Origin of the sequence: Comamonas sp. AG1104, assembly GCF_003350425.1 — a bacterium.
In the GTDB taxonomy this organism is placed as follows: Bacteria; Pseudomonadota; Gammaproteobacteria; order Burkholderiales; family Burkholderiaceae_C; genus Comamonas; species Comamonas testosteroni.
The window spans coordinates 1-21,567 of sequence record NZ_QQAS01000002.1; the positions used below are offsets into that span (position 1 = coordinate 1).

Consider the following 21,567-nt stretch of genomic DNA (forward strand, 5'->3'; position numbering starts at 1 on the left):
CCACTCCTTCCCATCCCGAACAGGACAGTGAAACGACTTTGCGCCGATGATAGTGCGGGTTCCCGTGTGAAAGTAGGTCATCGTCAGGCTCTTACAGTGAAAACCCCGTAGTCGAAAGATTACGGGGTTTTTTATTGGGCGCTTCAAAACGAGGAGCGCCTGTCGTACGTTGTCAAAGCATTGCGGCTGCAAAAATACCGGAAACCCATAAAAAGAGGGCGCCAGGCGCTCTCTTTTTATTTCTGCATATTGGGAGCGTAGAAGCGCAGGATACCGTTTTCATCCAGCCGCCGCGTCAGTTGCCGGCTGAACCAGAGGTAATGCAGATGGGCCAGAGCTTCGCCCATTGCAAAAGTCATCTGGTGGGTGTCCAGCTGGCGTTTGAAGAGGATGGGAAGGATGTCTGCAGCGCTCAGCCCCTGTTGCCGGGAGGCCTGCATGATGTCGTTCAGGCGTTCATGATGATGGTCCAGCAGTTGCTGGACACGGGCATGCAATCCTGTGAATGGTTTGCCATGCGAGGGCAGAACAAAGGTGTTCTGGGGTAGAGCGAAGTAGCGCTTCAGAGATGTGAGAAACAGCTGCAGCGGGTTGGCTTCGGGCTCGGAAGAATGCACGCTGACATTGGCGGAAATACGGGGCAGCACCATGTCGCCGCTGATCAGTGTCTCGAGCTCGGGGCAGTAAAGCGCCATGTGCTCCGGCGCGTGACCATAGCCGGCAATGCATTGCCATGTGCGGCCGTTGATGTCTATCTCGTCGCCATCCATGATGCGGTGATAGATGTCGGGGATGGGGGCTACCAGGGAAGAGTAGTAGCTGCCGCGGCCGCGCACATGGAGCAGAAATTCCTCATCTCTTTGTCCGTGCAGGCTGTAGAAGTCCGCACCGGATTCGCCGCCAAAGCCGTCTCTGTCTTTCATGGCGACGCGGGCGACGTTGTAATCGGTGGCACTGATCCACAAGGGCGCATTCCACTGATGGCAGAGCCAGCCGGCCAAACCGATATGGTCGGGGTGCATATGGGTGACGATGACACGCAAAATAGGCAGGCCTTCAAGCGCAGAGGCGAAGATCTGTTCCCATTGCTCGCGCGCCTCGGTGCGATTGACGCAGCAGTCGATGACGGTCCAGCCCTCGCGTACCAGGCCATGCCGATCGGTCTGGCGATCACGCAGCAGCCAGAGGTTGATGTGATCGAGGGCAAACGGCAGGGTCATGCGGATCCACTTGAGGCCGGGTGCCACTTCCAGAGTCTGGGCGGGACCGGGCAAGGTATCGCCGAGAGGGTAATGAAGTGCGGATTCTTGGCTTGAGGTCATGAGGCGGTATTTCGTTTAGCATTGACGTTAACGTAAACGTCAGTTTTGTCAAAGCATTTTAGAGACCGGCCTGCCTCGTGCAGTCACCTGTGAGATGCAAGACTTACAACCCCACAGAATCATGTCGACCATCTACACCATCAGTGACCTTGCCAAAGAGTTCGATCTCACGACCCGGGCCATCCGTTTTTATGAAGACATGGGCTTGCTGCAGCCGGAGCGCTCCGGCGCAGGCGGTCGCAATCGCGTGTATTCATCGAGAGACCGCGCACGTCTGCGCCTGACGCTGCGGGCCAAGCGCCTGGGACTGTCGTTGTCGGAGGCCAAGGAAATCATCGACATGTATGACAGCCCGCGCGATACGGGCGTGCAGTTGCGCAAGTTTCTCGATGTGCTGGCTATCCACCGCAAGCAGCTCGAAGCGCAGATGGCCGATCTGCAGGTGACTCTGGATGAGGTGCGAGAGCAGGAAAAAGAGGCCCGCACGCTATTGAAGAGGAGCGAGAGCAAAAATGGCGCATAATTGACGTTTACGTAAACGTCAATTGCAAAGCTTTGCTGGAGAGTTGCCATGTCTGTTGCTGGTGCCGCCGAGTCTCTGGATTTTGTTCATCGGGTGAAGCAGAGCTTTGCGAAGCAAGGCGCCATGGCCACGATTGGCGCGGAGCTGACCCTGGTGGAGCCAGGCGTTGTCGATATCTGTCTGGACTGGGCTCCGGGCCTGACGCAGCAGCATGGTTTTTTGCACGCGGGCATGGTCTCCACTGCTCTCGACTCGGCCTGTGGCTATGCGGGGCTGACGCTGATGCCGGCCGATGCGGCAGTGCTCACCATCGAATTCAAAATCAACCTGCTCGCCCCGGCCAAGGGCCAGCGCTTTCGCATGGAGGGCCGGGTCATCAAGCCCGGGCGCACCATCACCGTATCCGAAGGCAAGGCATTTGCCATTGACCAGGGAAAAGAGAAACTGATTGCCACAATGGGCTGCACTTTGATGTGTGTGCAGAACCGTGAAGGCATACAGCACTGACAAGACGATTCATCAGACCCATATCTACAGGAGACAACCATGAGCCTTGCCAATCTGCCAGGACTGAACTTCCAGCTCGGTGAAGACATCGATGCGCTGCGCGACGCGGTGCGTGAATTTGCCCAGAGCGAGATTGCTCCGCGTGCTGCAGAGATCGACCGCAGCGACCAGTTCCCTATGGACGTGTGGCGCAAGTTTGGCGAACTGGGCGTGCTCGGCATCACCGTATCCGAGCAGTACGGCGGCGCCGACATGGGCTATCTGGCGCATATGGTGGCCATGGAGGAAATCTCGCGCGCCAGTGCCTCGGTGGGCCTGTCCTATGGCGCGCACAGCAATCTGTGCGTGAATCAGATCAATCGCAACGGCAGCGAGGCGCAGAAGGCCAAATACCTGCCCAAGCTCATCACTGGCGAGCATGTGGGCGCGCTGGCCATGAGCGAGCCCGGTGCCGGCTCGGACGTCATCAGCATGAAGCTCAAGGCCGAGGACAAGGGCGGCTACTACCTGCTCAATGGCAGCAAGATGTGGATCACCAACGGGCCCGATGCCGACACCCTGGTGGTCTATGCCAAGACCGAGCCGGAGATGGGTGCGCGCGGCGTGACGGCCTTTCTGATCGAGAAGGGCATGAAGGGCTTCTCGATCGCGCAAAAGCTCGACAAGCTGGGCATGCGCGGCAGCCATACGGGCGAGCTGGTGTTCCAGGACGTGGAGGTGCCGGCTGAAAATATTCTTGGCGGCCTGAACATGGGCGCCAAGGTATTGATGAGCGGCCTGGACTATGAGCGTGCGGTGCTGACCGGCGGTCCGCTGGGCATCATGCAGTCCGTCATGGACAATGTCGTCCCCTATATCCACGACCGCAAGCAGTTCGGCCAGAGCATTGGCGAGTTTCAGCTGGTTCAGGGCAAGGTGGCAGACATGTACACCGTGCTGCAAGCAGGCCGCTCTTTTGCCTATACGGTCGCTAAAAACCTGGATCTTCTGGGAACCGATCATGTGCGCCAGGTTCGCAAGGACTGCGCCAGCGTGATCTTGTGGTGCGCCGAGAAGGCCACCTGGATGGCCGGCGAGGGCGTGCAAATCTATGGCGGCAATGGGTATATCAACGAGTATCCGCTTGGTCGTCTGTGGCGAGATGCGAAACTCTATGAGATTGGCGCTGGCACCAGCGAAATTCGCCGCATGCTCATAGGCCGCGAGCTGTTTGCTGAAACCTGCTGAAAAAGCAGGAGCTGCGCCGTTCTTTCAACCACAAAAAGAAGGATAGCTTCATGACAACGACCTCCATCGAAGAACTGTTTGTCCACAACCGCGAATGGGCAGACCAGATGGAGCGTGATCGTCCTGGTTTCTTTACCGGACTGATGGCGCAGCAAAAACCCAAATACATGTGGATCGGCTGCTCGGACAGCCGCGTGCCAGCCAACCAGATCACGGGTCTGGAGCCTGGCGAGGTGTTCGTGCACCGCAACGTGGCCAACGTGGTGGTGCCCAGCGATCTGAACTGCCTGTCCACCATCCAGTACTCGGTCGACCATCTGAAGATCGAGCATCTGATGGTGGTGGGTCACTATGGCTGCGGCGGCGTGTATGCGGCGCTGAACAATCTGCGCCTGGGCTTGGTGGACAACTGGACCCGCCACGTGCGCGACGTGCGCGACAAGCACATCAAGCTGCTGGAAGGAATCTCCACCCAGTTCCGCCACGATGTGCTGTGCGAGCTCAACGCCATCGAGCAGGTGGTCAACGTGGCCCAGTCCACCGTGATGCAGGATGCCTGGGCCCGTGGCCAGAAGGTGACTCTGCACGGCTGGTGCTACAGCCTCAACAACGGCCACATCACCAACCTCGAAATGACCGTGCCTGGTGTGGGCGGCCTGGAGGATGTCTACAACAAGGCTGTCGAGAAGGTCGCAGCGCGTAAGCGCGACTGATCGCTGCCGCTGCGCAGTTGCAGTGCCCTCAAGCGGATCCAAGGCCTTTGCCGCTTGTCCGCCTGAGAGTGCTGCTCACTTACCTGGAGCGACTGGCCCGCCATGTTTCCGCAACGACTGGACGCCCCCGAGGCCTATGCCATTGCGCAGGCCCTGATGCATGGCTACAACCAGCATTACCGCATGTTCAGTGCGGAAGCTGCCCGAGCCAAGCAGCGCTTCGAGACCATGGACTGGCCGGGCCAGCAGCAGGCTCAGCGTGAACGCATAGAGTTCTACGACCGGCAGGTGCGGGCCTGCATCCAGAGGCTGGAAGAGGAGTATGCCGCCAGCCTGCAGAGCATGGCTGTCTGGCAGCAGGTCAAGCTGCATTACATCGGCCTGATGGTCGATCATCTGCAGCCGGAGCTGGCCGAGACCTTCTTCAACTCGGTCACGACCAAGATTTTGCACCGCACCCATTTCCAGAACGACTTCATCTTCGTACGTGCGGCCGTCAGCACCGAATACCTGGAAAACACCGCGCCGGGTGCCGTACCCATCTACCGGGCCTACTACCCCGGCAACCTTGCCCAGCTTGAAGGCACGCTGCAGACCCTGTTCGAGCAGTTGCAGCTGCAATGCCGCTTTGAAGACCTGCAGCGCGACGTGCATCTGCTGGCCGAGCGCATACGCGAGAGGCTGGCGGGCCTGACGCTCAGGGCCAACTTCCAGCTTCAGGTGCTGTCCAGCCTGTTCTACCGCAACAAGGGGGCCTACCTGGTCGGCAAGATCATCACCGGCTATACCGAGCTGCCGCTGGCGATTCCCATACTGCATGGAGAGCAGGAGCAGCTCATACTGCATGCGGCCCTGTTCGGCGAGGACGACCTGCATGCGCTGTTCAGCTTTGCGCGCGCCTACTTCATGGTGGATATGGAAGTGCCCAGCGCCTATGTGAGCTTTCTGCGCAGTCTCATGCCGCGCAAACCCAAGGCGGAAATCTATAACGCTCTGGGTCTGGCCAAGCAGGGCAAGACGCTGTTCTACCGCGACTTTCTGCATCATCTGCGTCATTCCAGCGATCAGCTGCGCATTGCGCCCGGCATCAAGGGCCTGGTCATGCTGGTGTTCGACCTGCCCAGCTTCCCCTATGTTTTCAAGCTCATCAAGGACCGTATCGCCAGCAGCAAGGATGTCTCACGTCCCCAGGTCAAGGCCAAGTACCAGCTGGTCAAGAAGCATGACCGTGGCGGTCGCATGGCGGACACCATGGAGTACAGCCTGGTGGCTTTCCCCAGAGACCGTTTCAGCGATGAACTGCTGGCCGAGCTGCACGCCCAGGCTCCCGAGCAGATCGAGATCAGCGACCGCGACGGCGACGGGCAGATGGAAGTCATCATCAGCCACCTCTACATCGAGCGCCGCCTGGTGCCGCTGAACCTGTTCCTGATGGAGTGCCTGGCCGAGGCTGATACCAAGCCGGAGCGCCGCGCCGCCATGGAGAGGGCGATTCTCGAGTACGGCAATGCCATCAAGGACCTGGTCGCCACCAATATCTTTCCTGGCGACATGCTGTGGAAGAACTTTGGCGTCACGCGTGGCGGCAAGGTGGTGTTCTACGACTATGACGAGATCGAATACCTGACCGACTGCAACTTCCGCGAGGTGCCGCAGCCGCGAACCGAGGAAGAGGAGATGTCGGGCGATATCTGGTATTCGGTCGGCCCCAGGGATGTCTTTCCCGAGACCTTCGGGCCTTTTCTGCTGGGCCATCCGGCCGTGCGCGACATCTTCATGCGCCATCACGCCGATCTGCTGGAGGCCGAGTTCTGGCGCGGTCACCAGAGCCGTATCCGTGACGGTCATTTCCTGGACGTGTTCCCCTACGAGCGCAGCCGCTTTCTGCATGCCGGCGACGCAGGACTGGACACGCAGCGTTTCGATATTCCCGCCAATAGCCTCGCTTGAAGAGGCAGATCACACCCATCCATTTCTGAAGGAGACAAACCATGCATCAGGATCCCGTAGTCATCGTCAGCGCCGCCCGCACCCCCATGGGCGCGTTCCAGGGCGATTTTTCCGATCTGGCCGCCCATGACCTGGGTGGCGCAGCCATCAAGGCCGCAGTCGAGCGTGCCGGCATCCGGCCCGAGCTGGTGGAGGAAGTGCTGTTCGGCAACTGCCTGATGGCCGGCCAGGGCCAGGCTCCGGCTCGCCAGGCCGGCTTCAAGGGCGGCCTGCCGCAAAGCACAGGCGCCGTGACCCTGTCCAAGATGTGCGGCGCCGGCATGGAAGCCACCATCCTGGCGCACGACCAGCTCATCGCCGGCAGCCGCGATGTGATGATTGCCGGCGGCATGGAGAGCATGACCAACGCGCCTTATCTGCTCAAGAAGGGGCGTGGCGGCTATCGCATGGGACACGACAAGATCTTCGATCACATGATGCTCGACGGTCTGGAGGACGCCTATGAGGCCGGCCGCTCCATGGGCACCTTCGGTGAGGACTGCGCCGCCAAATACCAGTTCACGCGTGAAGCGCAGGACGCGTTTGCCATTGCCAGCGTGCAGCGCGCCCAGGCCGCCGCGCAAAGCGGTGCTTTTGACGCCGAAATCACGCCCGTCACCGTCAAGACCCGCAAGGGCGACGTGACCGTCAGCGTTGATGAAGGCCCGGCCAAGGCCAAGCTGGACAAAATCTCCAGCCTCAAGCCCGCCTTCAAGAAGGACGGCACCATCACTGCCGCTTCCAGCTCCAGCATCAACGACGGCGCCGCCGCCATGGTGCTGATGCGCGAGTCCACGGCCAAGCAGCTGGGCTGCAAGCCGCTGGCGCGCATCGTCTCGCACGCGACCTTTGCACAGGCTCCCGAGTGGTTTACTACCGCACCCGTGGGCGCCACCGAAAAGGCACTCAAGAAGGCCGGCTGGGCCGTGGAGGATGTGGATCTGTGGGAAATCAACGAAGCCTTTGCCGTGGTGCCCATGGCGCTGATGGCCGATCTCAAGGTTTCGCATGACAAGGTCAACGTGAACGGCGGCGCCTGTGCTCTCGGACACCCGATTGGCGCCAGCGGCGCGCGCATTCTGGTCACCCTGCTGCACGCACTGAAGACACGCGGCAAGAAGAAGGGCCTGGCCACGCTGTGCATCGGCGGCGGCGAGGCCACGGCCATGGCCGTTGAGCTGATCTGACGCTATTTGCTCAGAATCGTCACCAGTTTGCTCTACAGTGAACGCATGTTCAACGGATTGCACGCATTCGCGCTGAATGTGTGCAGCTCACATTGCGGAAATCATTCATGAGCGCAGACATTCACCACGACGAGAGCGAGACCATCAAGCCGCTGGAGCCGCAGCAGATTGATGCTTTCTGGGGCGATTTTTCCAACCAGCTGAGCCAGCTGGAGGAGCTCGATCGCCAGGAGTTTGTGGAAAGCTCCAATGAGCTGCTGCACCAATATGCGCCGGGCCTGAGTCTGGAGCTGGAAGGCAAGCTCGGGGAGGCCGGCTCCCGTCTGGTGATCTCGGCCCATGGCAACACGGCGCAGTTCGAGAATGCCCAGGCACTGGTGCGCCAGGCGCCGCGTTTTGAGCATTACAGCGTGCAGGCGTTTCGCAGCCGTGCGCTGGGCAGCAACTTCGGCATGCGCATGGACGGCTTCGAGCTGGCCTGCTCCGATATCCGCGTGGGCTATTACGATGCGGGAGGCATCATCGGCCTCAAGCTCTCGTTCGAGAAGCCCATTGCCAGGGACATGGCCGAGCATGCGCAGCACATGGCTTTCATCATGCTGGACCATGTACTGGGCGAGTGGGATTTTTCGGTGCGCGTGGGCCCGGTCGAGTTTGCCTCCGAGGCAGCGGCCGATGTCTACGGCTCCGCGCTGCTGTCGGAGTTCCCGCCGCTGTTCGATGGCTTCATCCGCCAGCAACTGGGCCGCAGCTATGAATTCCCCAAGGAGGACAGCGACCGCTGGCTGTCGCTGGAAGTGCGCGCACAGGATGCCGACGAGGATGCGCCGCCCGACATCCTGACCTTCCACGACGGTGCCAATGCCGTGGCCACGCGCGCCGATCTGTCGCACTTCATGGAGTGGCGCTTCAGCTTCTCCAGCCAGCAGGAGCTGGACGGCGTGCGTGACGCCCAGGATGCGCTGGATGAGCAGCTCAGCCGCGAGCAGCGCGGAATTCTGGCCTTCTCGCGCGTGGAAAACATGAGTGCCCGCGTTGCCACCTACTATGTGGAAGACCCTGCCCATGCGGTGCAGCTGGCCGGACAGCTGGGCAGACAGCATGTGCCGGAGCTGGAGGGCGAGCTCAGCGTGACCTTCGACCCTTCCTGGAACGAATTCCTGTCTCTGTACGCCGCCATTCATCGCAACGACCGTCCCAAAGAGGTCCTGGCTTCATGATCACTTCGCGCGAACAACTGCTGCAGTTGTACGACCCTCCTGCCGAGCGGGCGCTGCTCAAGCAGCAGTGGGAGCTGGATCGGCACTGCCTGCGCTTTATCGCGCTGTCGCCGTTTCTGGTCATGGCCACGGGCGGTGCGGGCGGCACCTTGTTCGATGCCTCGCCACGAGGCGGCAAGCCTGGCTTCGTCAAGGCACCGGACGCCAACACCTTGCTCATTCCCGATGCGGGCGGCAACAACCGGCTGGACAGCCTGAGCAATCTGCTCGACGACCCGCGCCTGGGCCTGCTGTTCCTTGTACCGGGCTTCGATGAAACCCTGCGTGTCAACGGCACGGCCCAGCTGCGTGACGAGGCGCATTACACGGCCTTGTTTGCCAGCGATCATTTCCGCCCCAAGCTGGTGATCGAAGTCCGTGTGCAGGAAGCCTATCTGCACTGCGCCAAGGCGCTGATGCGCTCTCGCCTGTGGAGCGAGGAGGCCAGGGTGGCGCGCAACGTCATGCCAACGCTCAATCAGATCATCCATGCGCAGATGGGACTGACCGCCCAGCCAGAGTCGCAGGAAAGCATGGTGGCCCGCTATGGCGCCATGATTGCCGCCGAGCAGATCAAGAAAAGTTGATAGCTGACAGCGCTTGTCATGAAAGGATTCTCGATGAAAAACGTTCTGAAACCCAACACCTATAGGCGCAAACAGCTATGGCTTTGATACTGATTCTAGGTGCATCACGCGGCATTGGGCGAGCCCTGGCCGAGGCCTATCTGGCACAGGGCCACCAGGTGATTGCCACCGTGCGCAAGGCTGAAGACATGGTCGAGCTGCAGGCAAGGGGCGCCCGGGTGCTGCAGGTCGATCTGGCAGATCCTGCCAGCGTCAGCGGCCTGGCCTGGCAGCTCGACGGGGCCAGCATCGATATCGCGCTGTACGTGGCCGGTGTCTGGGACGGTCATGACGCAGGCGTGCCGCCTACCCAGCAGCAGTTCGACCTGGTGATGCACAGCAATGTGCTGGGCTTCATGCAGGCTCTGCCGCAGATTGCGCCCATGGTGCAGGAGGCTGGTGGCGTGATCGGCGCCTTCTCCAGCGGCATGTCCCTGCTGGCCGATGCGGACGAGAGCGCCTGGCTTTACCGTGTCAGCAAGGCTGCGCTCAATATGGCGGTGGTCTCGGCCTGCCGCCAATGGCCGGGCCTGACGCTGCTGGCGCTGGACCCGGGCTGGGTGCAGACCGAGATGGGCGGCGCTGCGGCCCCTCTGTCGGTCGCTCAAAGCGTGCAGGGGCTGATGCATTCCCTGGCGCAGGTCAAGCCCGAAGACCGTGGTCAGCTGCTGCGCCACGACGGCAGATACATCAAGCTTCTAGACGCCTAGCCCAGGCTGAACAAAGGGCATATAGCTATAAATATCGGAGACAACATGCTGCTGAATCAGGACCAGGAAATGATCCGCGACGCTTTGCGCGATTTTGTGCGCGAGCAGATCACACCCCACGCCGCGCGCTGGGACAAGGAGCACGAGTTCCCCAAGGGCGTGCACCAGGGGCTGGCCGCGCTCGGTGCCTATGGCATCTGCGTGCCCGAGGAACTCGGCGGTGCGGGCCTGGACTATGTGAGCCTGGCGCTGGTGCTCGAGGAAATTGCCGCTGGCGATGGCGGCACCAGTACCGTCATCAGCGTGACCAATTGCCCGGTCAATGCCATCCTCATGAAGTACGGCAATGCCGGCCAGCAGGAGCAATGGCTGCGTCCGCTGGCGCAGGGCCAGATGCTGGGAGCCTTCTGCCTGACCGAGCCCCATGTGGGCAGCGATGCCTCGGCGCTGCGTACGACGGCCGTGCGCGACGGCGAGGACTACGTCATTAACGGCGTCAAGCAGTTCATCACCAGCGGCAAGAATGGCGATGTCGCCATCGTCATCGCCGTCACCGACAAGGCTGCGGGTAAAAAAGGCATGAGTGCCTTCGTCGTGCCCACCAGCAATCCCGGCTACCAGGTGGCACGCCTGGAGGACAAGCTGGGCCAGCACAGCAGCGATACGGCGCAGATCAATTTCGAGAACTGCCGCATTCCCGCCGCGAACCTGATCGGGGCCGAGGGCGAGGGCTACAGGATTGCGCTGTCCGCCCTAGAAGGCGGGCGCATCGGCATTGCCGCGCAAAGCGTGGGCATGGCGCGTGCGGCCTTTGAATGCGCGCTGCAATACAGCAAGGAGCGCGAGAGCTTTGGCCAGCCTATCTTCAACCATCAGGCCGTGGGCTTCAGGCTCGCCGAATGCGCCACGCAGATCGAAGCAGCCCGGCAACTGATATGGCATGCCGCCAGCCTGCGTGATGCGGGTCTTCCCTGCCTCAAGGAAGCCGCCATGGCCAAGCTCTTTGCCAGCGAGATGGCCGAGCGCGTATGCAGCGCCGCCATCCAGACCCTGGGCGGCTATGGCGTGGTGAGCGACTTTCCCGTGGAGCGCATCTATCGCGATGTGCGCGTGTGCCAGATCTACGAAGGCACCAGCGATGTGCAGAAGATATTGATCCAGCGGGCGCTGGCCTGATCTGCACCTGGCGGCAAAAGCCCGCCGTTGTCAACTGCTGCGCACGAGGCTGTGGCACATCAGGGGACGGGCCGGTTGCCGATGTCACAAGGCCTGCTTAGGATGTGCTCAGTGTGGGGAGTTCCCCCAGGGGTTTCAACCATTTGCAGCAGGAGTCCGGCATGCCTTTTGCCCAGGTCAATGGTCAGAATATCTACTACGAGGACACGGGAGGGCGTGGCCCGGCCATTGTGTTCTCGCACGGCCTGCTCATGGACCACACCATGTTCGAGCCGCAGATTCAGGCTTTGCAGGGGCAGTATCGCTGCATCAGCTGGGACGAGCGGGGCCATGGGCAGACGGCCGATCCCGAGCATTGCGAAGCGTTCAGCTACTATGACTCGGCCGACGATCTGGCGGCTTTGCTCAAATATCTGGGTGTGGAAAAAGCGGTGCTGGTGGGCATGTCGCAAGGCGGCTATCTGTCGCTGCGCTGCGCGCTGATTCACCCCGATGTCGTGGGCGCGCTGGTGCTGATAGACACCCAGGCCATGCTGGAAGACCCCGAGCAGATGCCCCACCACGAGGCGCTGCTCAAGGCCTGGATGGAGCATGGTCTGTCAGATGACATGGCCACCATCGTGGAACACACGATTCTGGGCCAGGGCTGGCCCGGGGCTGCGCAGTGGCGCGCCAAATGGAAGCAGGCCTCGCCGATCAACCTGGGGCAGAGCTTTGCGACGCTGGCGCTGCGCGATGACATCAGCCCGCGCCTGGCCGAAATCAAGGTGCCTGCGCTGGTGATTCATGGCGACAAGGATGCGGCCATCGGTGTGGAGCGTGCGCGGGCCATGTTCAAGGGCCTGCCCCAGGCCCAGTGGGTGGATGTGGCAGGCGCAGGCCATGCGGCCAATCTCACGCACCCGGAACCCGTGAATGCGGCCATCAGGCAGTTTCTGGATGGCCTGCACTGAGAACGTAAATACGTTCTGAGGCTCTCAGGCCTCTCCGAGTTCGGCCATGCTGCGCTTGCGCAGCACCACGGTGATCTGGCCGTTGGTCTCGATCGTGGCGCGCTCCACCTCATGCGCGTTAAGGCAGCCATTGGAGCGCAGGGCTGCCGCCAGGTCTTCGGCAGTGATCTGCTCCTGCGTCATCAGACTGGGTTGCACAATGCCCTGGTGAATCAGGACCTTGGGTTTGCCATTGACCAGTTTGCGCAGCCCGGCAAAGCGGTAGCTCAGGTGGGAGAGCAGTGCATGGCAGGCCAGCAAGGTGGTGGCACTGATCAGGCCGCCGATCAGCGAGTTGTCGCCCGCATTCATGGAGTTCTGTACTGCGTTGGAAAGAATCAGCAGCAGCACCAGGTCGAAAGGTGCGTACTGGCCGGTCTGGCGCCTGCCGGTCAGACGCAGAAACACCAGCAGAAACAGGTAGACGCTAACACCGCGAATCACGAACTCCCACCAGGGAGCAGCCATGGAGAACATAGGCAAACCTTTGAGCAGCGAGCTTTGAACTGCCGCTACTGTGCTCTGAGGCAACCGACTGCGCAAGCCGGCTTGCTCGTTGTTCGACTTGGTCGACAATGCAGCATTGCCAATCAAGACTGCCAAAGTTGTGAAAGAAGCCGAGAACAAGCGGGACTGTCCCTGTGGACGCAAGAATGCCAAGGGGCGGCTGCTGGCCTATGCCGATTGCTGCGGCCGCTATATCGATCACTGGGATGCCCGGCCCGCTCCCGATGCCGAGGCGCTGATGCGCTCGCGCTATACGGCCTTCGTGTCTGAGAACCAGGAATATTTGCAAGCCACCTGGCATGCCAGCCAGCGCCCGTCACAGCTTGATTTCGATGCTGCCACCAAATGGCTGGGGCTGGATGTGAAGCAGTTTCAGTCGACCGGCGATGCTTCTGCAGAGGTTGAATTCGTCGCCCGCTATCGTCTGGCGGGTCGTGCCGTGCGCCTGCATGAGCGCAGCCGCTTTGTGCTCGAGGGTGGGCGCTGGTTCTACGTCGATGGCGACCAATTCTGAAGTCGATTCGGCGCAGTCGACCCGGCTGCAGGCCGGTCTGCGCCTGCTGCAGTCACTGGCTTCGCGTGGCTCCTCCGAAATCGCCGCATTGCTGATTCCGGCCCTGCTGCTGTGGGTCAGTACCCGCAACAGCCCAGCCGTCAGCGCTGGGCTGGCCTGGTGGTGGGGGCTGATGATCGTCATGGCGCTGGGCTTTTTGCTGTTTCGCCGCAGCCTGCATCGCCAGTGGCGGTCTGTGCGCGACTGGGAGCCATCGCGACTGCAGGCGGCATTGACAGCCTGGCAGCGACAGCTGGCGCTGGCCGCGTTGATCAACGGCCTGCTCTGGGTCAGCGTGCTGGCCTTTACCTGGAGTGGCAGCCATAGTGAGCTGCGCCTGCTGATCTATCTGGTGCTGCTGGGCGTGATGGCATCGGCCGCCACTTTTCTGGCGCCGGTGCCGCAGGTGTTCGCGGCCTTCATGGCGGGCATCTACTTGCCGATGTTGCTGTGCACGCTGCATTACTTTCCGCACAAAGGCCCTTATCTGTTGCCGCTGCTGCTGCTGTACGGCGCCATACTTGCTCGCCACGCCTGGGGGGCGCGGCGTTTCGTGCAGCAGCAGATGGCGCACGAGCTGGAGCGTCAGGCACTGGCGGAGCGCTACCGCGAAGCCAAGGAGCAGGCAGAGAATGCGCTGGCCGAAAAGAACTGGTTTATCTCCGCCGCCAGCCACGATCTGCGGCAACCCCTGCATGCCATGGGCCTGATGCTGCAAGCCGCTCATCAGCGCAATCAGGATGACGAGCTGGCGCAGCTGCTGCAGGAAATGCAGGCCTGCACGCGCGATCTGGGCTCCATGTTCAACGACCTGATGGATCTGTCGCGACTTGAGGGCGACAGCTTCGCACCGCAATGGCAGGCGGTATCCATGAGTGCGGTGCTGGACGAAGCCCGGCGCCTGTTTGCGCGCGAGGCAGCGCAGCGCGGTTTGCGTCTGCGCGTGAGGCAGCCAGCTCATATGCCGGCACTGTGCACGGATGCGGTACTGCTGCGGCAGATGGTTTTCAATCTGCTGCAAAACGCGCTGCGCTACACCGACCAGGGCGGAGTGCTGCTGGCGCTGAGGCACAGGCAGGGACGTTGGCTTTTACAGGTGTGGGACAGCGGGTGTGGCATGAGCGAGCAGGAATGCGCACAGGTCTTCATGCGTCACTATCGCAGCCCTGCACGCCAGCAGCGCGATGCCAGGGATGGCGTGCCGGCGCCATTGCGCGGGCGTGGCCTGGGCCTGTCCGTGGTGGCACTGGCGGCGCAGCGGCTGGGTGTGGAATGCGGGGTTCAGTCGCTGCCTGGCAAGGGGTCATGTTTCTGGCTGCGCTGGCCAAAGGATGCCGAGCAGTGGCAGGCATCGTCCGTGCTGCCGGCACCGCCGATATTGACTGAGCCGCAGTGGCTCGCTCCCCTGCAGGGGCACTGCCTGGTCGTGGAAAACGATGCGCAGTTGGCCCCGGTGCTGGTGCAGATCTTGCAGAGCTGGGGTGTGCAGGTGCAAAGAGCGCGCAGCTTGGTTGAGGCGCAGCAACTGCTGGCCGATGGATTGTGGCCAGACTTTGTGTTGTGCGACCAGCGATTGAAGGATGGCGCAAGCGGGCTGGAGTGTCTGATGCTGCTTCTGGATCAGCGTCCGCAAGCCAGCGGTGCTTTGATGAGCGGCGATGAGGAGCTGCTGGAGCAGGTGCAGGATCAGGGCTATCTGGCCCTGGCGACGCCGTTGCAGCCCGACCAGCTGCATGCGGTGCTGGCGCGCTGCATGGCGATTCGCCAGCCTTAGTCCAAGTCGACCTCTATGCCTCGCATACGCGTGATCAGCGCCACGCGGTTGTTGGCGCCCAGGCGCTGAAGCAGGGCGGTGACATGTTCCTTGACCGTGTATTCGGACAGGTTCAGTGCCTGTGCAATGGCGCGATTGGGCTTGCCCTGTAACAACAGGCTCAGCACCTGTGCCTGGCGCGCAGTGATGCCGAGCTCTCTGGCGCTCATATGCAGGATGCTGCCCGCGGTTGGTGCCGGTGGGGCGGTCGGGATGGGAGGCAGGGCCTCAAACCAGGTGCGGCCGCTCAGCAGGGCTTGCACTGCCGCCTGAAATTCGTGAGACGGGCTGCTTTTGTGCACAAAGCCATGCACACCTGCGGCTGCGGCCTTGCTGGCGATGGCCGGGTGCTTGTCGCCGCTGGTCACCAGAATGCGTGTGCCAGGAGCCAAGGCCAGGATGCTGTGCACAAACTCCAGAGATGCGCCGTCCTCCAGCCAGAAGTCCATCACGGTGATGACGGGCTCGCCCAGCGCAGCAATCATGGCCAGAGCCTCATTGCCGTGTGCCGCACAGCGCACCCGCTGCACACCGGCGCTGGTCATCAGCACATGGGCTGCACCTTCCGCGACCAGCGGGTGATCATCCACCACCAGCGCATAGGGCTGTGCGCCCTGTTGAGTGGTGCTCAGGATTTGCAGTAGATCGGGCATGAGCCTTCCTTTGGGGCTTGGTAACAAAGACCCCTCCTCGGTAGGGAGTGGTCTGCTCGCAAGCCTTCTGACAATGTCTGTAAGACGACGCTGCTTTTTATCTCAGTGTCGGGATATGGACATTTTCAACCAACATCAAGACCGAGGAGCAGGCCCGTGCCATCACTTATGCAAATCACCCGTAGAACTGCAGCCTTGCTGCTGATTTCCACCCTGGCCGCCTGTGGCGGCGGTGGAGATGGCGGCAGCGGTGGCAGCAATGGCGGAGGAGGTGGCTCCGAAGGCGGCGGAGGCAATACCGGAGGCGGCAATGGTGGCGGCACCGGCAATCAGGCCGTCACGGGAACCTATAAGCTGGGCGGCCAGACCGCCGCCAGCCATGCGCAGATGCTGAATGCCGCCAACAGCATGGGGGCCGACGGCTATGCACTGTTCAGCTCCCTGGCAGGCTCGATCAGCCCGACCAGTACGGAGATCGGCGATTTCTATCTCACGGATACCGCGCATGCAGGGCGCAAGTTCAGCTATGTCAATCCCGCAGCGCAGCCAACGCGCATCGCTTTTCTGGCTCAGCTGAACCAGCAGGGCAGCAGCGGCTATATGTACAAGTCCGACGCCGTGTTCAGCGATGTCAGCGACATCCGCAGCGTCTATGTCAAGGACAACAGCCGCAGCGACCAGTTCAGCTACCGGACAGTGACGCCGGTGGCCAAGACCGCCGAAGACTTTGCCGCGGAGCTCAACGGGCAAGGGGCCGCAGGCTATCGCTATCTGGGTCCCCAGATCATCAACAACGAGCTGTTCAGCCTGTATGCCAAGCGCAACGACAGCGTCACCTATACCTATCAGGTCGACAAGCTCGGCAGTTCATTCTCGGCCGCCGATGCTGCAGCGATGAGAACCCGTCTGGCACCAAAGGGCGCCGATGGCTGGTTCATCCGCGGCACGCAGGGGCTGGGCAGCGACCCGATGAACATGAACTATGTGGATGTCTTCGAGAAAAGCTCCGCACAGAATGGTGCCATCGAGTATCTGGTCGAGGCCTCGGCAAGCAGTGACTCGCTCACGACCCAGCTGAACAATATGAATGCCAATGCGGCCAAGGGCTTCTTCTACTTCAGCGGCATCATGACTGCAGACGGCAAGACCAGCACCATCTACGTCAAGAACAGTGCGTGGATGATCAATCCGCTGGCCGGAGTGACCTTCCCCTGAACTAAAAAAGGGCGTGAGCGCATAATCACGCCCTCTGTTTCTTGATACTAGGCGCCGTTGGGCGCCTTTTTTGCATCCCCTGATGCGCTGGTAATGTTTCCATGACTGCTTTTGACGCTGTGCTTTTCGACTGTGATGGTGTGCTGGTGGACAGCGAATCGATCACCAATCGCGTGCTGTGCACCATGCTCAACGAATCCGGATGGGCCATCAGCCAGGAGCAGTGCACGCGCGACTTCATCGGCAAGACGGTGCGCAGCCAGGCGGCCGTTATCGAGGCCCATACCGGCAAGCCGCTGACCGATGCCTGGATGGCCGAGTTCTACGAGCGCCGCAATGCCGCGCTGCGTGCCGAGCTGGTGGCCATCGATGGCGCGCAGCAAGCGGTCATGCAGATTCACGCGCTGTGCAACGGTCGCATTGCCTGCGCCTCGGGTGCGGACCGTGCCAAGGTGGAGATGCAGCTCGCCAAGGTGGGCATGGCACCCTATTTCGAAGGTCATGTCTACAGCGGCCATGAAATGCCGCGCAGCAAGCCCTTTCCGGATGTCTATCTGGCAGCGGCAAAGGCGCTGAAGGCCGATCCTGCCAAATGCCTGGTGATCGAGGACACCATGACCGGCGTGCAGGCCGGCGTGGCCGCCGGTGCCACCGTCTGGGGCTATTTCCCGGCCGATCAGGGCCATGCCTCGGCAGAGCAGTTGCTTGAGGCTGGCGCCGCCTGCGTGTTCGGCGACATGGGCGATCTGCCCGCCATGTTCGAGGCCGTGCGCAGGAGTGCCGCCAGCGCTTCGGCCGGCGATGACGACGAGCACGACCTGCGCTAAAGCTCAGTCCCAGATCGACAGCGCCTCGCGCAGGTGCTTCATGGGCTGATCGTCGATCACGCTGTTGTGCAGCAGGATCACGCGCTGCACGGGCCAGCTTTCGACCCGCTTCACCCAGCTGCGCACGGCGGCCCTGTCCCTGACCAGCAGACGCACGGTGCGCGGCACGGTCAGGCGCTCATGCCCGCCCGTCAGGCCCAGATACATGCGTACCGGCAGGCTCAGGGGGCCCTGCCAGCATTGCAGCACGTCGGTGGCGATGAGGCTGCCGCTGGCCGGATGGAACCACAGCGTCTCGTCGAGCATGGGAAGGCCGTCCAGTGGCAGGCATTGCAGCTCGCCTGTCCAAGGGGCTTCGGAGTCCGGTGGCAAGGGCTCCAGAAGCGGCAGGTCCGGGCGCTTGCTCAGCACGCCCTGTGTGCCATAGATCCGGGCCTGTGGATAGAGCCTTGCCAGTTTGCCCACGAACAAGTGATGCATGGCGCTGGGTGCGACGATGTGCTGCAGCGGTCCCAGGGCGTCAAGCGCCGCTTTCTGCACTTGCGTCAGCGGCACGGCAGAGTGCGAGAACAGGCTGCCGTCCGCCAGCCGGATCACCGTCATGCGGGTGCTGACCTTGAGTCCCGCATTGCTGAAGTGATAGCTGAGTGCCCATACCCCATCAGCGATTGCCTGCCAGTTTTCTGAGGATTCCTGCATGGAGAGTTCCTTGCGTCAGACGGCACGCTGGCCGGCGGTTTTGCGAAATTCCGAAGGGGACAGCCCTGTCCAGAGGCGAAAGGCGCGGATAAAGCTCTTGTCGTTGAGAAAGCCGCAGGCCTGGGCCACACGCTTGATGGGGCGGCTGGTGCGCAGCAGCAGCGCAATCGCGCGTTCACGCCGGATATCGTCCTTGAGGGCCTGCAGCGAAATACCTTCTTCCTTGAGTTGGCGGTGCAGGCTGCGCTGCGACAGATGCAACTGGCGGGACAGCGTTTCAGCCGTCTGCTGTTCCTCCCCGCTGGCGGCCAGCAGATGACGCACGCGCTGCACCAGAGTCTTCTCGCGCTGGTAGGGGCGCACCTGGATCGGCAAGGCGCGCTGCAGCATCCGGTTGAGGGCCGCCTCGTCGCGCGCCAGCGGTGCCTGCAGCCAGCGTGCTTCAAACTGCAGACTGGCGACGGGGGCATCAAAAGCGATGCTGCCCGGTGCGAACAGCACCTTGTAGACATCGGCATGCGCGGGCTCGGCAAACGGAAAGCTGGCATGCAGCAGGCTGATCGGTTCGTTGATCAGCCAGCTTGCAAAGCCGTGGATATTGCGCAGCACCGATACCATGCAGAACTCGCGCATGGCGCCCAGTGGGCGGCTTTCATGCAGGGTAAGGGTGGCAATGCCGGCCTGCTCGCTGAGCTGCAGCTGTATGTCCTGCGCAATCAGCCCGTGATGGCGGCACCAGCGCGCCAGCGCCAGGCCAAGTTGTGGTGCGCTGATGCTGGCACGCGCCAGCATGCCGTAGCTGCCCCAGGGCAGGCGGTGCTCGAACCAGCCCAGGGCTTCATCGTCCAGCTCGCGCATGGCTGCGTCGGATAGTGCCTCCATCTGCAGGGCCGTGATGCGCTCGTCGGCATCGTCAATCAGATTTGGCGGGATTTGTGCCTTTTCCAGGGCGCCTAGCGCTGACATCTGCCTTGCTTCATAGGCGCGGACAATGGCTTGAACAAACGCCATGGGGGTAATTGCCGGGTGCGATTTGAGCACGGAGCTGGCATGGTGTGGCAGTGGAGTCTTGACCAGAGAGGGGGTGAGCATTTGGCAATTATTGCAACCTTTGTGACCTCTTCTGGACAGGGCTTGCCCTTATTCTGAGGCGCAGAAAACGGTGCTGAATGGACGCCGTGCAGCCAGTTCGCAGGTGGCTGCCGGCACGCAAGGAGACATAAGACCATGCCATCGCAAGTGAACGCGCTGACCGCCAGCTATGCCAAGGGGGGCACGGATGTGCCGCTGATCGAGCAGACGATTGGCGATTTTTTTGCTGCAATGGCGCAGCGCCAGGGCGCGCGTGACGCGCTGGTCAGCCGTCATCAGGGTCTGCGCTACAGCTATGCCCAGCTGCATATGGCTGCGCGCCAGCTGGCCAGCGCACTGCTGTCGCAAGGGCTGGTCAGGGGCGACCGGGTGGGTATCTGGAGCCATAACAACGCCGAGTGGGTGCTGATGCAGCTGGCCACGGCTCAGGTGGGCCTGGTGCTGGTCAATATCAACCCTGCCTATCGCACCGCCGAAGTCGAATATGCACTCAACAAGGTGGGTTGCAAGGCGCTGGTGTCCATGCCGCGCTTCAAGACCAGCGACTATCTGGGCATGCTGCGCGAGCTGGCGCCAGAGCTGGCGAGCTGCGCGCCAGGCCAGCTGCAATCCAAGCGCCTGCCTGCCTTGCGCACCGTGGTGTGGATTGATGCTCCCGGCTCAGGTGCGACCGGCTCAGGTGCGGCGGATCTGGACGCCGAGCAGCCCGGCATGCTGCGTTTTTCGCAGCTGATGGCGCAAGGAACCAGTGCGGATGAGCGCATCGATGCCATTGCGGCCACGCTCAGCAACCACGATCCCATCAATATCCAGTTCACCAGCGGCACCACGGGCTTTCCCAAGGGGGCGACGCTGACGCACCGAAACATCCTCAACAACGGCTTCTTCATTGGCGAATGCATGCGCCTCACGCCCGAGGACCGGCTTTGCATTCCCGTGCCGCTGTATCACTGCTTCGGCATGGTGCTGGGCAATCTGGCCTGCTTCACCCATGGCTCGACCATCGTCTATCCCAATGACGGCTTTGACCCCCTCACGGTGCTGGAAGCGGTGCAGGCCGAGAAATGCACGGGTCTGCATGGCGTGCCCACCATGTTCATTGCCGAGCTCGATCATCCGCGCTTTGCCGAGTTCGATCTGTCCACGCTGCGCACCGGCATCATGGCAGGCTCGCCCTGTCCCATCGAGGTGATGAAGCGTGTGGTGCGCGACATGCATCTGAGCGAGATCACCATCGCCTACGGCATGACCGAAACCAGTCCCGTGAGTTGCCAGAGCGATGCCGATACGCCTCTGGAAAAACGTGTTGCCACCGTGGGCAAGGTGCAGCCGCATCTGGAGGTGAAGATTGTGGATCCGTCCACGGGCGAGATCATGCCGCCGGGTCAGTCGGGCGAGCTGTGCACGCGCGGCTATTCCGTCATGCACGGCTACTGGGAAGACGAGGCCAGGACCCGCGAGGCCATCGATGCCGAGCAGTGGATGCATACCGGCGATCTGGCCACCATGGACGCCGAGGGCTATGTGAATATCGTGGGCCGCATCAAGGACATGGTGATCCGTGGCGGCGAGAACATCTACCCGCGTGAAATCGAGGAATTCCTCTATCGCCACCCCAAGGTGCAGGACGTGCAGGTGGTGGGCGTGCCCGATGTGCGCTATGGCGAGGAGCTGTGTGCGTGGATCATTGTCAAGCCCGGCCAGGAACTCGGCGAGGATGAGGTGCGCGACTTCTGCAAGGGGCAGATTGCGCACTACAAGGTGCCGCGCTATATCCGCTTTGTCCAGGCCTTTCCGATGACGGTGACGGGCAAGATCCAGAAGTTCAGGATTCGCGACGAGATGATCGAGTTGCTGGATCTGCGCGTGATCAAGACGGCCTGAATATGCGCTACCCCCTGAGCTGCTTCGCACCTTCCCTGCGCCGGGTGCCCCCCAAGGGGGACGACGCCCGTGCCGCGAGGCGGCTCTTGCCGG

The 21,567-nt window shown here is 61.8% G+C and carries 21 protein-coding genes and 1 rRNA gene; 17 read left to right on the forward strand and 5 right to left on the reverse strand.

Annotation, left to right across the window (positions count from 1 at the left end):
• Positions 1–89: ribosomal RNA gene (gene rrf / locus DFO48_RS04670) — 5S ribosomal RNA — on the forward strand; the annotation flags it as partial.
• A 147-nt stretch (positions 90–236) separates the two neighbouring features.
• Here the strand turns inward: rrf and DFO48_RS04675 are convergent.
• Complete coding sequence (locus DFO48_RS04675) at positions 237–1,322, reverse strand: MBL fold metallo-hydrolase (protein WP_114862717.1); 1,086 nt, start codon at positions 1,320–1,322, stop codon at positions 237–239.
• A 121-nt stretch (positions 1,323–1,443) separates the two neighbouring features.
• On the opposite strand from DFO48_RS04675, the gene DFO48_RS04680 reads away from it, so the two are divergent.
• The 11 genes from DFO48_RS04680 (at position 1,444) to DFO48_RS04730 (ending at position 12,192) form a co-directional block, all read left to right on the forward strand.
• Positions 1,444–1,845: a MerR family DNA-binding transcriptional regulator gene (locus DFO48_RS04680; RefSeq protein WP_003061601.1), complete on the forward strand. Its 402-nt coding sequence runs from the start codon at positions 1,444–1,446 to the stop codon at positions 1,843–1,845.
• 48 nt (positions 1,846–1,893) lie between these two features.
• Positions 1,894–2,352, forward strand: a complete 459-nt coding sequence (locus DFO48_RS04685) for a PaaI family thioesterase (RefSeq protein WP_003073166.1) — start codon at positions 1,894–1,896, stop codon at positions 2,350–2,352.
• 39 nt (positions 2,353–2,391) lie between these two features.
• A complete protein-coding gene (locus DFO48_RS04690; RefSeq protein ID WP_003073164.1) occupies positions 2,392–3,579 on the forward strand; it encodes an isovaleryl-CoA dehydrogenase in 1,188 nt (395 codons plus the stop codon).
• 50 nt (positions 3,580–3,629) lie between these two features.
• Positions 3,630–4,292 carry a carbonate dehydratase gene (gene can, locus DFO48_RS04695; RefSeq protein WP_003059108.1) on the forward strand — a complete coding sequence of 221 codons (663 nt, stop codon included), beginning with the start codon at positions 3,630–3,632 and terminating at the stop codon, positions 4,290–4,292.
• A gap of 102 nt (positions 4,293–4,394) precedes the next feature.
• Positions 4,395–6,242 (forward strand): bifunctional isocitrate dehydrogenase kinase/phosphatase, encoded by a 1,848-nt coding sequence (gene aceK, locus DFO48_RS04700; protein ID WP_114862718.1) that lies wholly within the window; start codon positions 4,395–4,397, stop codon positions 6,240–6,242.
• A gap of 41 nt (positions 6,243–6,283) precedes the next feature.
• The gene (locus tag DFO48_RS04705) at positions 6,284–7,468 is read left to right on the forward strand and encodes an acetyl-CoA C-acyltransferase (protein ID WP_003073161.1); all 1,185 of its coding nucleotides are present in this window, start codon (positions 6,284–6,286) and stop codon (positions 7,466–7,468) included.
• 107 nt (positions 7,469–7,575) lie between these two features.
• Positions 7,576–8,688 (forward strand): hypothetical protein, encoded by a 1,113-nt coding sequence (locus DFO48_RS04710; RefSeq protein WP_114862719.1) that lies wholly within the window; start codon positions 7,576–7,578, stop codon positions 8,686–8,688.
• Positions 8,685–9,314 carry an MSMEG_1061 family FMN-dependent PPOX-type flavoprotein gene (locus DFO48_RS04715; protein ID WP_114862720.1) on the forward strand — a complete coding sequence of 210 codons (630 nt, stop codon included), beginning with the start codon at positions 8,685–8,687 and terminating at the stop codon, positions 9,312–9,314. Before DFO48_RS04710 ends, DFO48_RS04715 begins: the two co-directional genes overlap by 4 nt.
• A 77-nt stretch (positions 9,315–9,391) precedes the next feature.
• The gene (locus tag DFO48_RS04720) at positions 9,392–10,063 is read left to right on the forward strand and encodes an SDR family oxidoreductase (RefSeq protein ID WP_114862721.1); all 672 of its coding nucleotides are present in this window, start codon (positions 9,392–9,394) and stop codon (positions 10,061–10,063) included.
• A gap of 45 nt (positions 10,064–10,108) precedes the next feature.
• On the forward strand, positions 10,109–11,239 hold the full coding sequence (locus DFO48_RS04725; protein ID WP_114862722.1) for an acyl-CoA dehydrogenase family protein: 1,131 nt from the start codon (positions 10,109–10,111) through the stop codon (positions 11,237–11,239).
• 161 nt (positions 11,240–11,400) lie between these two features.
• Positions 11,401–12,192, forward strand: a complete 792-nt coding sequence (locus DFO48_RS04730; protein WP_003073149.1) for an alpha/beta fold hydrolase — start codon at positions 11,401–11,403, stop codon at positions 12,190–12,192.
• 24 nt (positions 12,193–12,216) lie between these two features.
• On the opposite strand, the gene DFO48_RS04735 is transcribed toward DFO48_RS04730, so the two are convergent.
• Complete coding sequence (locus tag DFO48_RS04735; RefSeq protein WP_003073147.1) at positions 12,217–12,708, reverse strand: DUF421 domain-containing protein; 492 nt, start codon at positions 12,706–12,708, stop codon at positions 12,217–12,219.
• Between the two features lie 130 nt (positions 12,709–12,838).
• Here DFO48_RS04735 and DFO48_RS04740 point away from each other — a divergent pair, with 130 nt between their 5' ends.
• A complete protein-coding gene (locus tag DFO48_RS04740; RefSeq protein WP_199406952.1) occupies positions 12,839–13,252 on the forward strand; it encodes a YchJ family protein in 414 nt (137 codons plus the stop codon).
• Positions 13,236–15,065, forward strand: coding sequence for a hybrid sensor histidine kinase/response regulator (locus DFO48_RS04745; protein ID WP_114862724.1), 1,830 nt, complete (start codon positions 13,236–13,238; stop codon positions 15,063–15,065). The genes DFO48_RS04740 and DFO48_RS04745 overlap by 17 nt, the downstream gene beginning before the upstream one ends.
• Here DFO48_RS04745 and DFO48_RS04750 read toward each other — a convergent pair.
• The gene (locus DFO48_RS04750) at positions 15,062–15,757 is read right to left on the reverse strand and encodes a response regulator transcription factor (RefSeq protein ID WP_003073141.1); all 696 of its coding nucleotides are present in this window, start codon (positions 15,755–15,757) and stop codon (positions 15,062–15,064) included. The genes DFO48_RS04745 and DFO48_RS04750 overlap by 4 nt on opposite strands.
• A 156-nt stretch (positions 15,758–15,913) precedes the next feature.
• On the opposite strand from DFO48_RS04750, the gene DFO48_RS04755 reads away from it, so the two are divergent.
• A complete protein-coding gene (locus tag DFO48_RS04755) occupies positions 15,914–16,972 on the forward strand; it encodes a hypothetical protein (protein WP_034348157.1) in 1,059 nt (352 codons plus the stop codon).
• A gap of 101 nt (positions 16,973–17,073) precedes the next feature.
• Positions 17,074–17,799: an HAD family phosphatase gene (locus DFO48_RS04760; protein ID WP_114862725.1), complete on the forward strand. Its 726-nt coding sequence runs from the start codon at positions 17,074–17,076 to the stop codon at positions 17,797–17,799.
• Positions 17,800–17,802: 3 nt separating this feature from the next.
• Here DFO48_RS04760 and DFO48_RS04765 read toward each other — a convergent pair whose 3' ends face one another.
• Positions 17,803–18,498, reverse strand: a complete 696-nt coding sequence (locus tag DFO48_RS04765) for a DUF4336 domain-containing protein (protein ID WP_114862726.1) — start codon at positions 18,496–18,498, stop codon at positions 17,803–17,805.
• Positions 18,499–18,513: 15 nt separating this feature from the next.
• A complete protein-coding gene (locus DFO48_RS04770) occupies positions 18,514–19,590 on the reverse strand; it encodes an AraC family transcriptional regulator (RefSeq protein ID WP_003073133.1) in 1,077 nt (358 codons plus the stop codon).
• A 135-nt stretch (positions 19,591–19,725) separates the two neighbouring features.
• Between DFO48_RS04770 and DFO48_RS04775 the strand changes: the two genes are divergently transcribed.
• Positions 19,726–21,474 carry an AMP-binding protein gene (locus tag DFO48_RS04775; RefSeq protein ID WP_114862727.1) on the forward strand — a complete coding sequence of 583 codons (1,749 nt, stop codon included), beginning with the start codon at positions 19,726–19,728 and terminating at the stop codon, positions 21,472–21,474.
• The last annotated feature ends 93 nt before the right edge of the window (positions 21,475–21,567 follow it).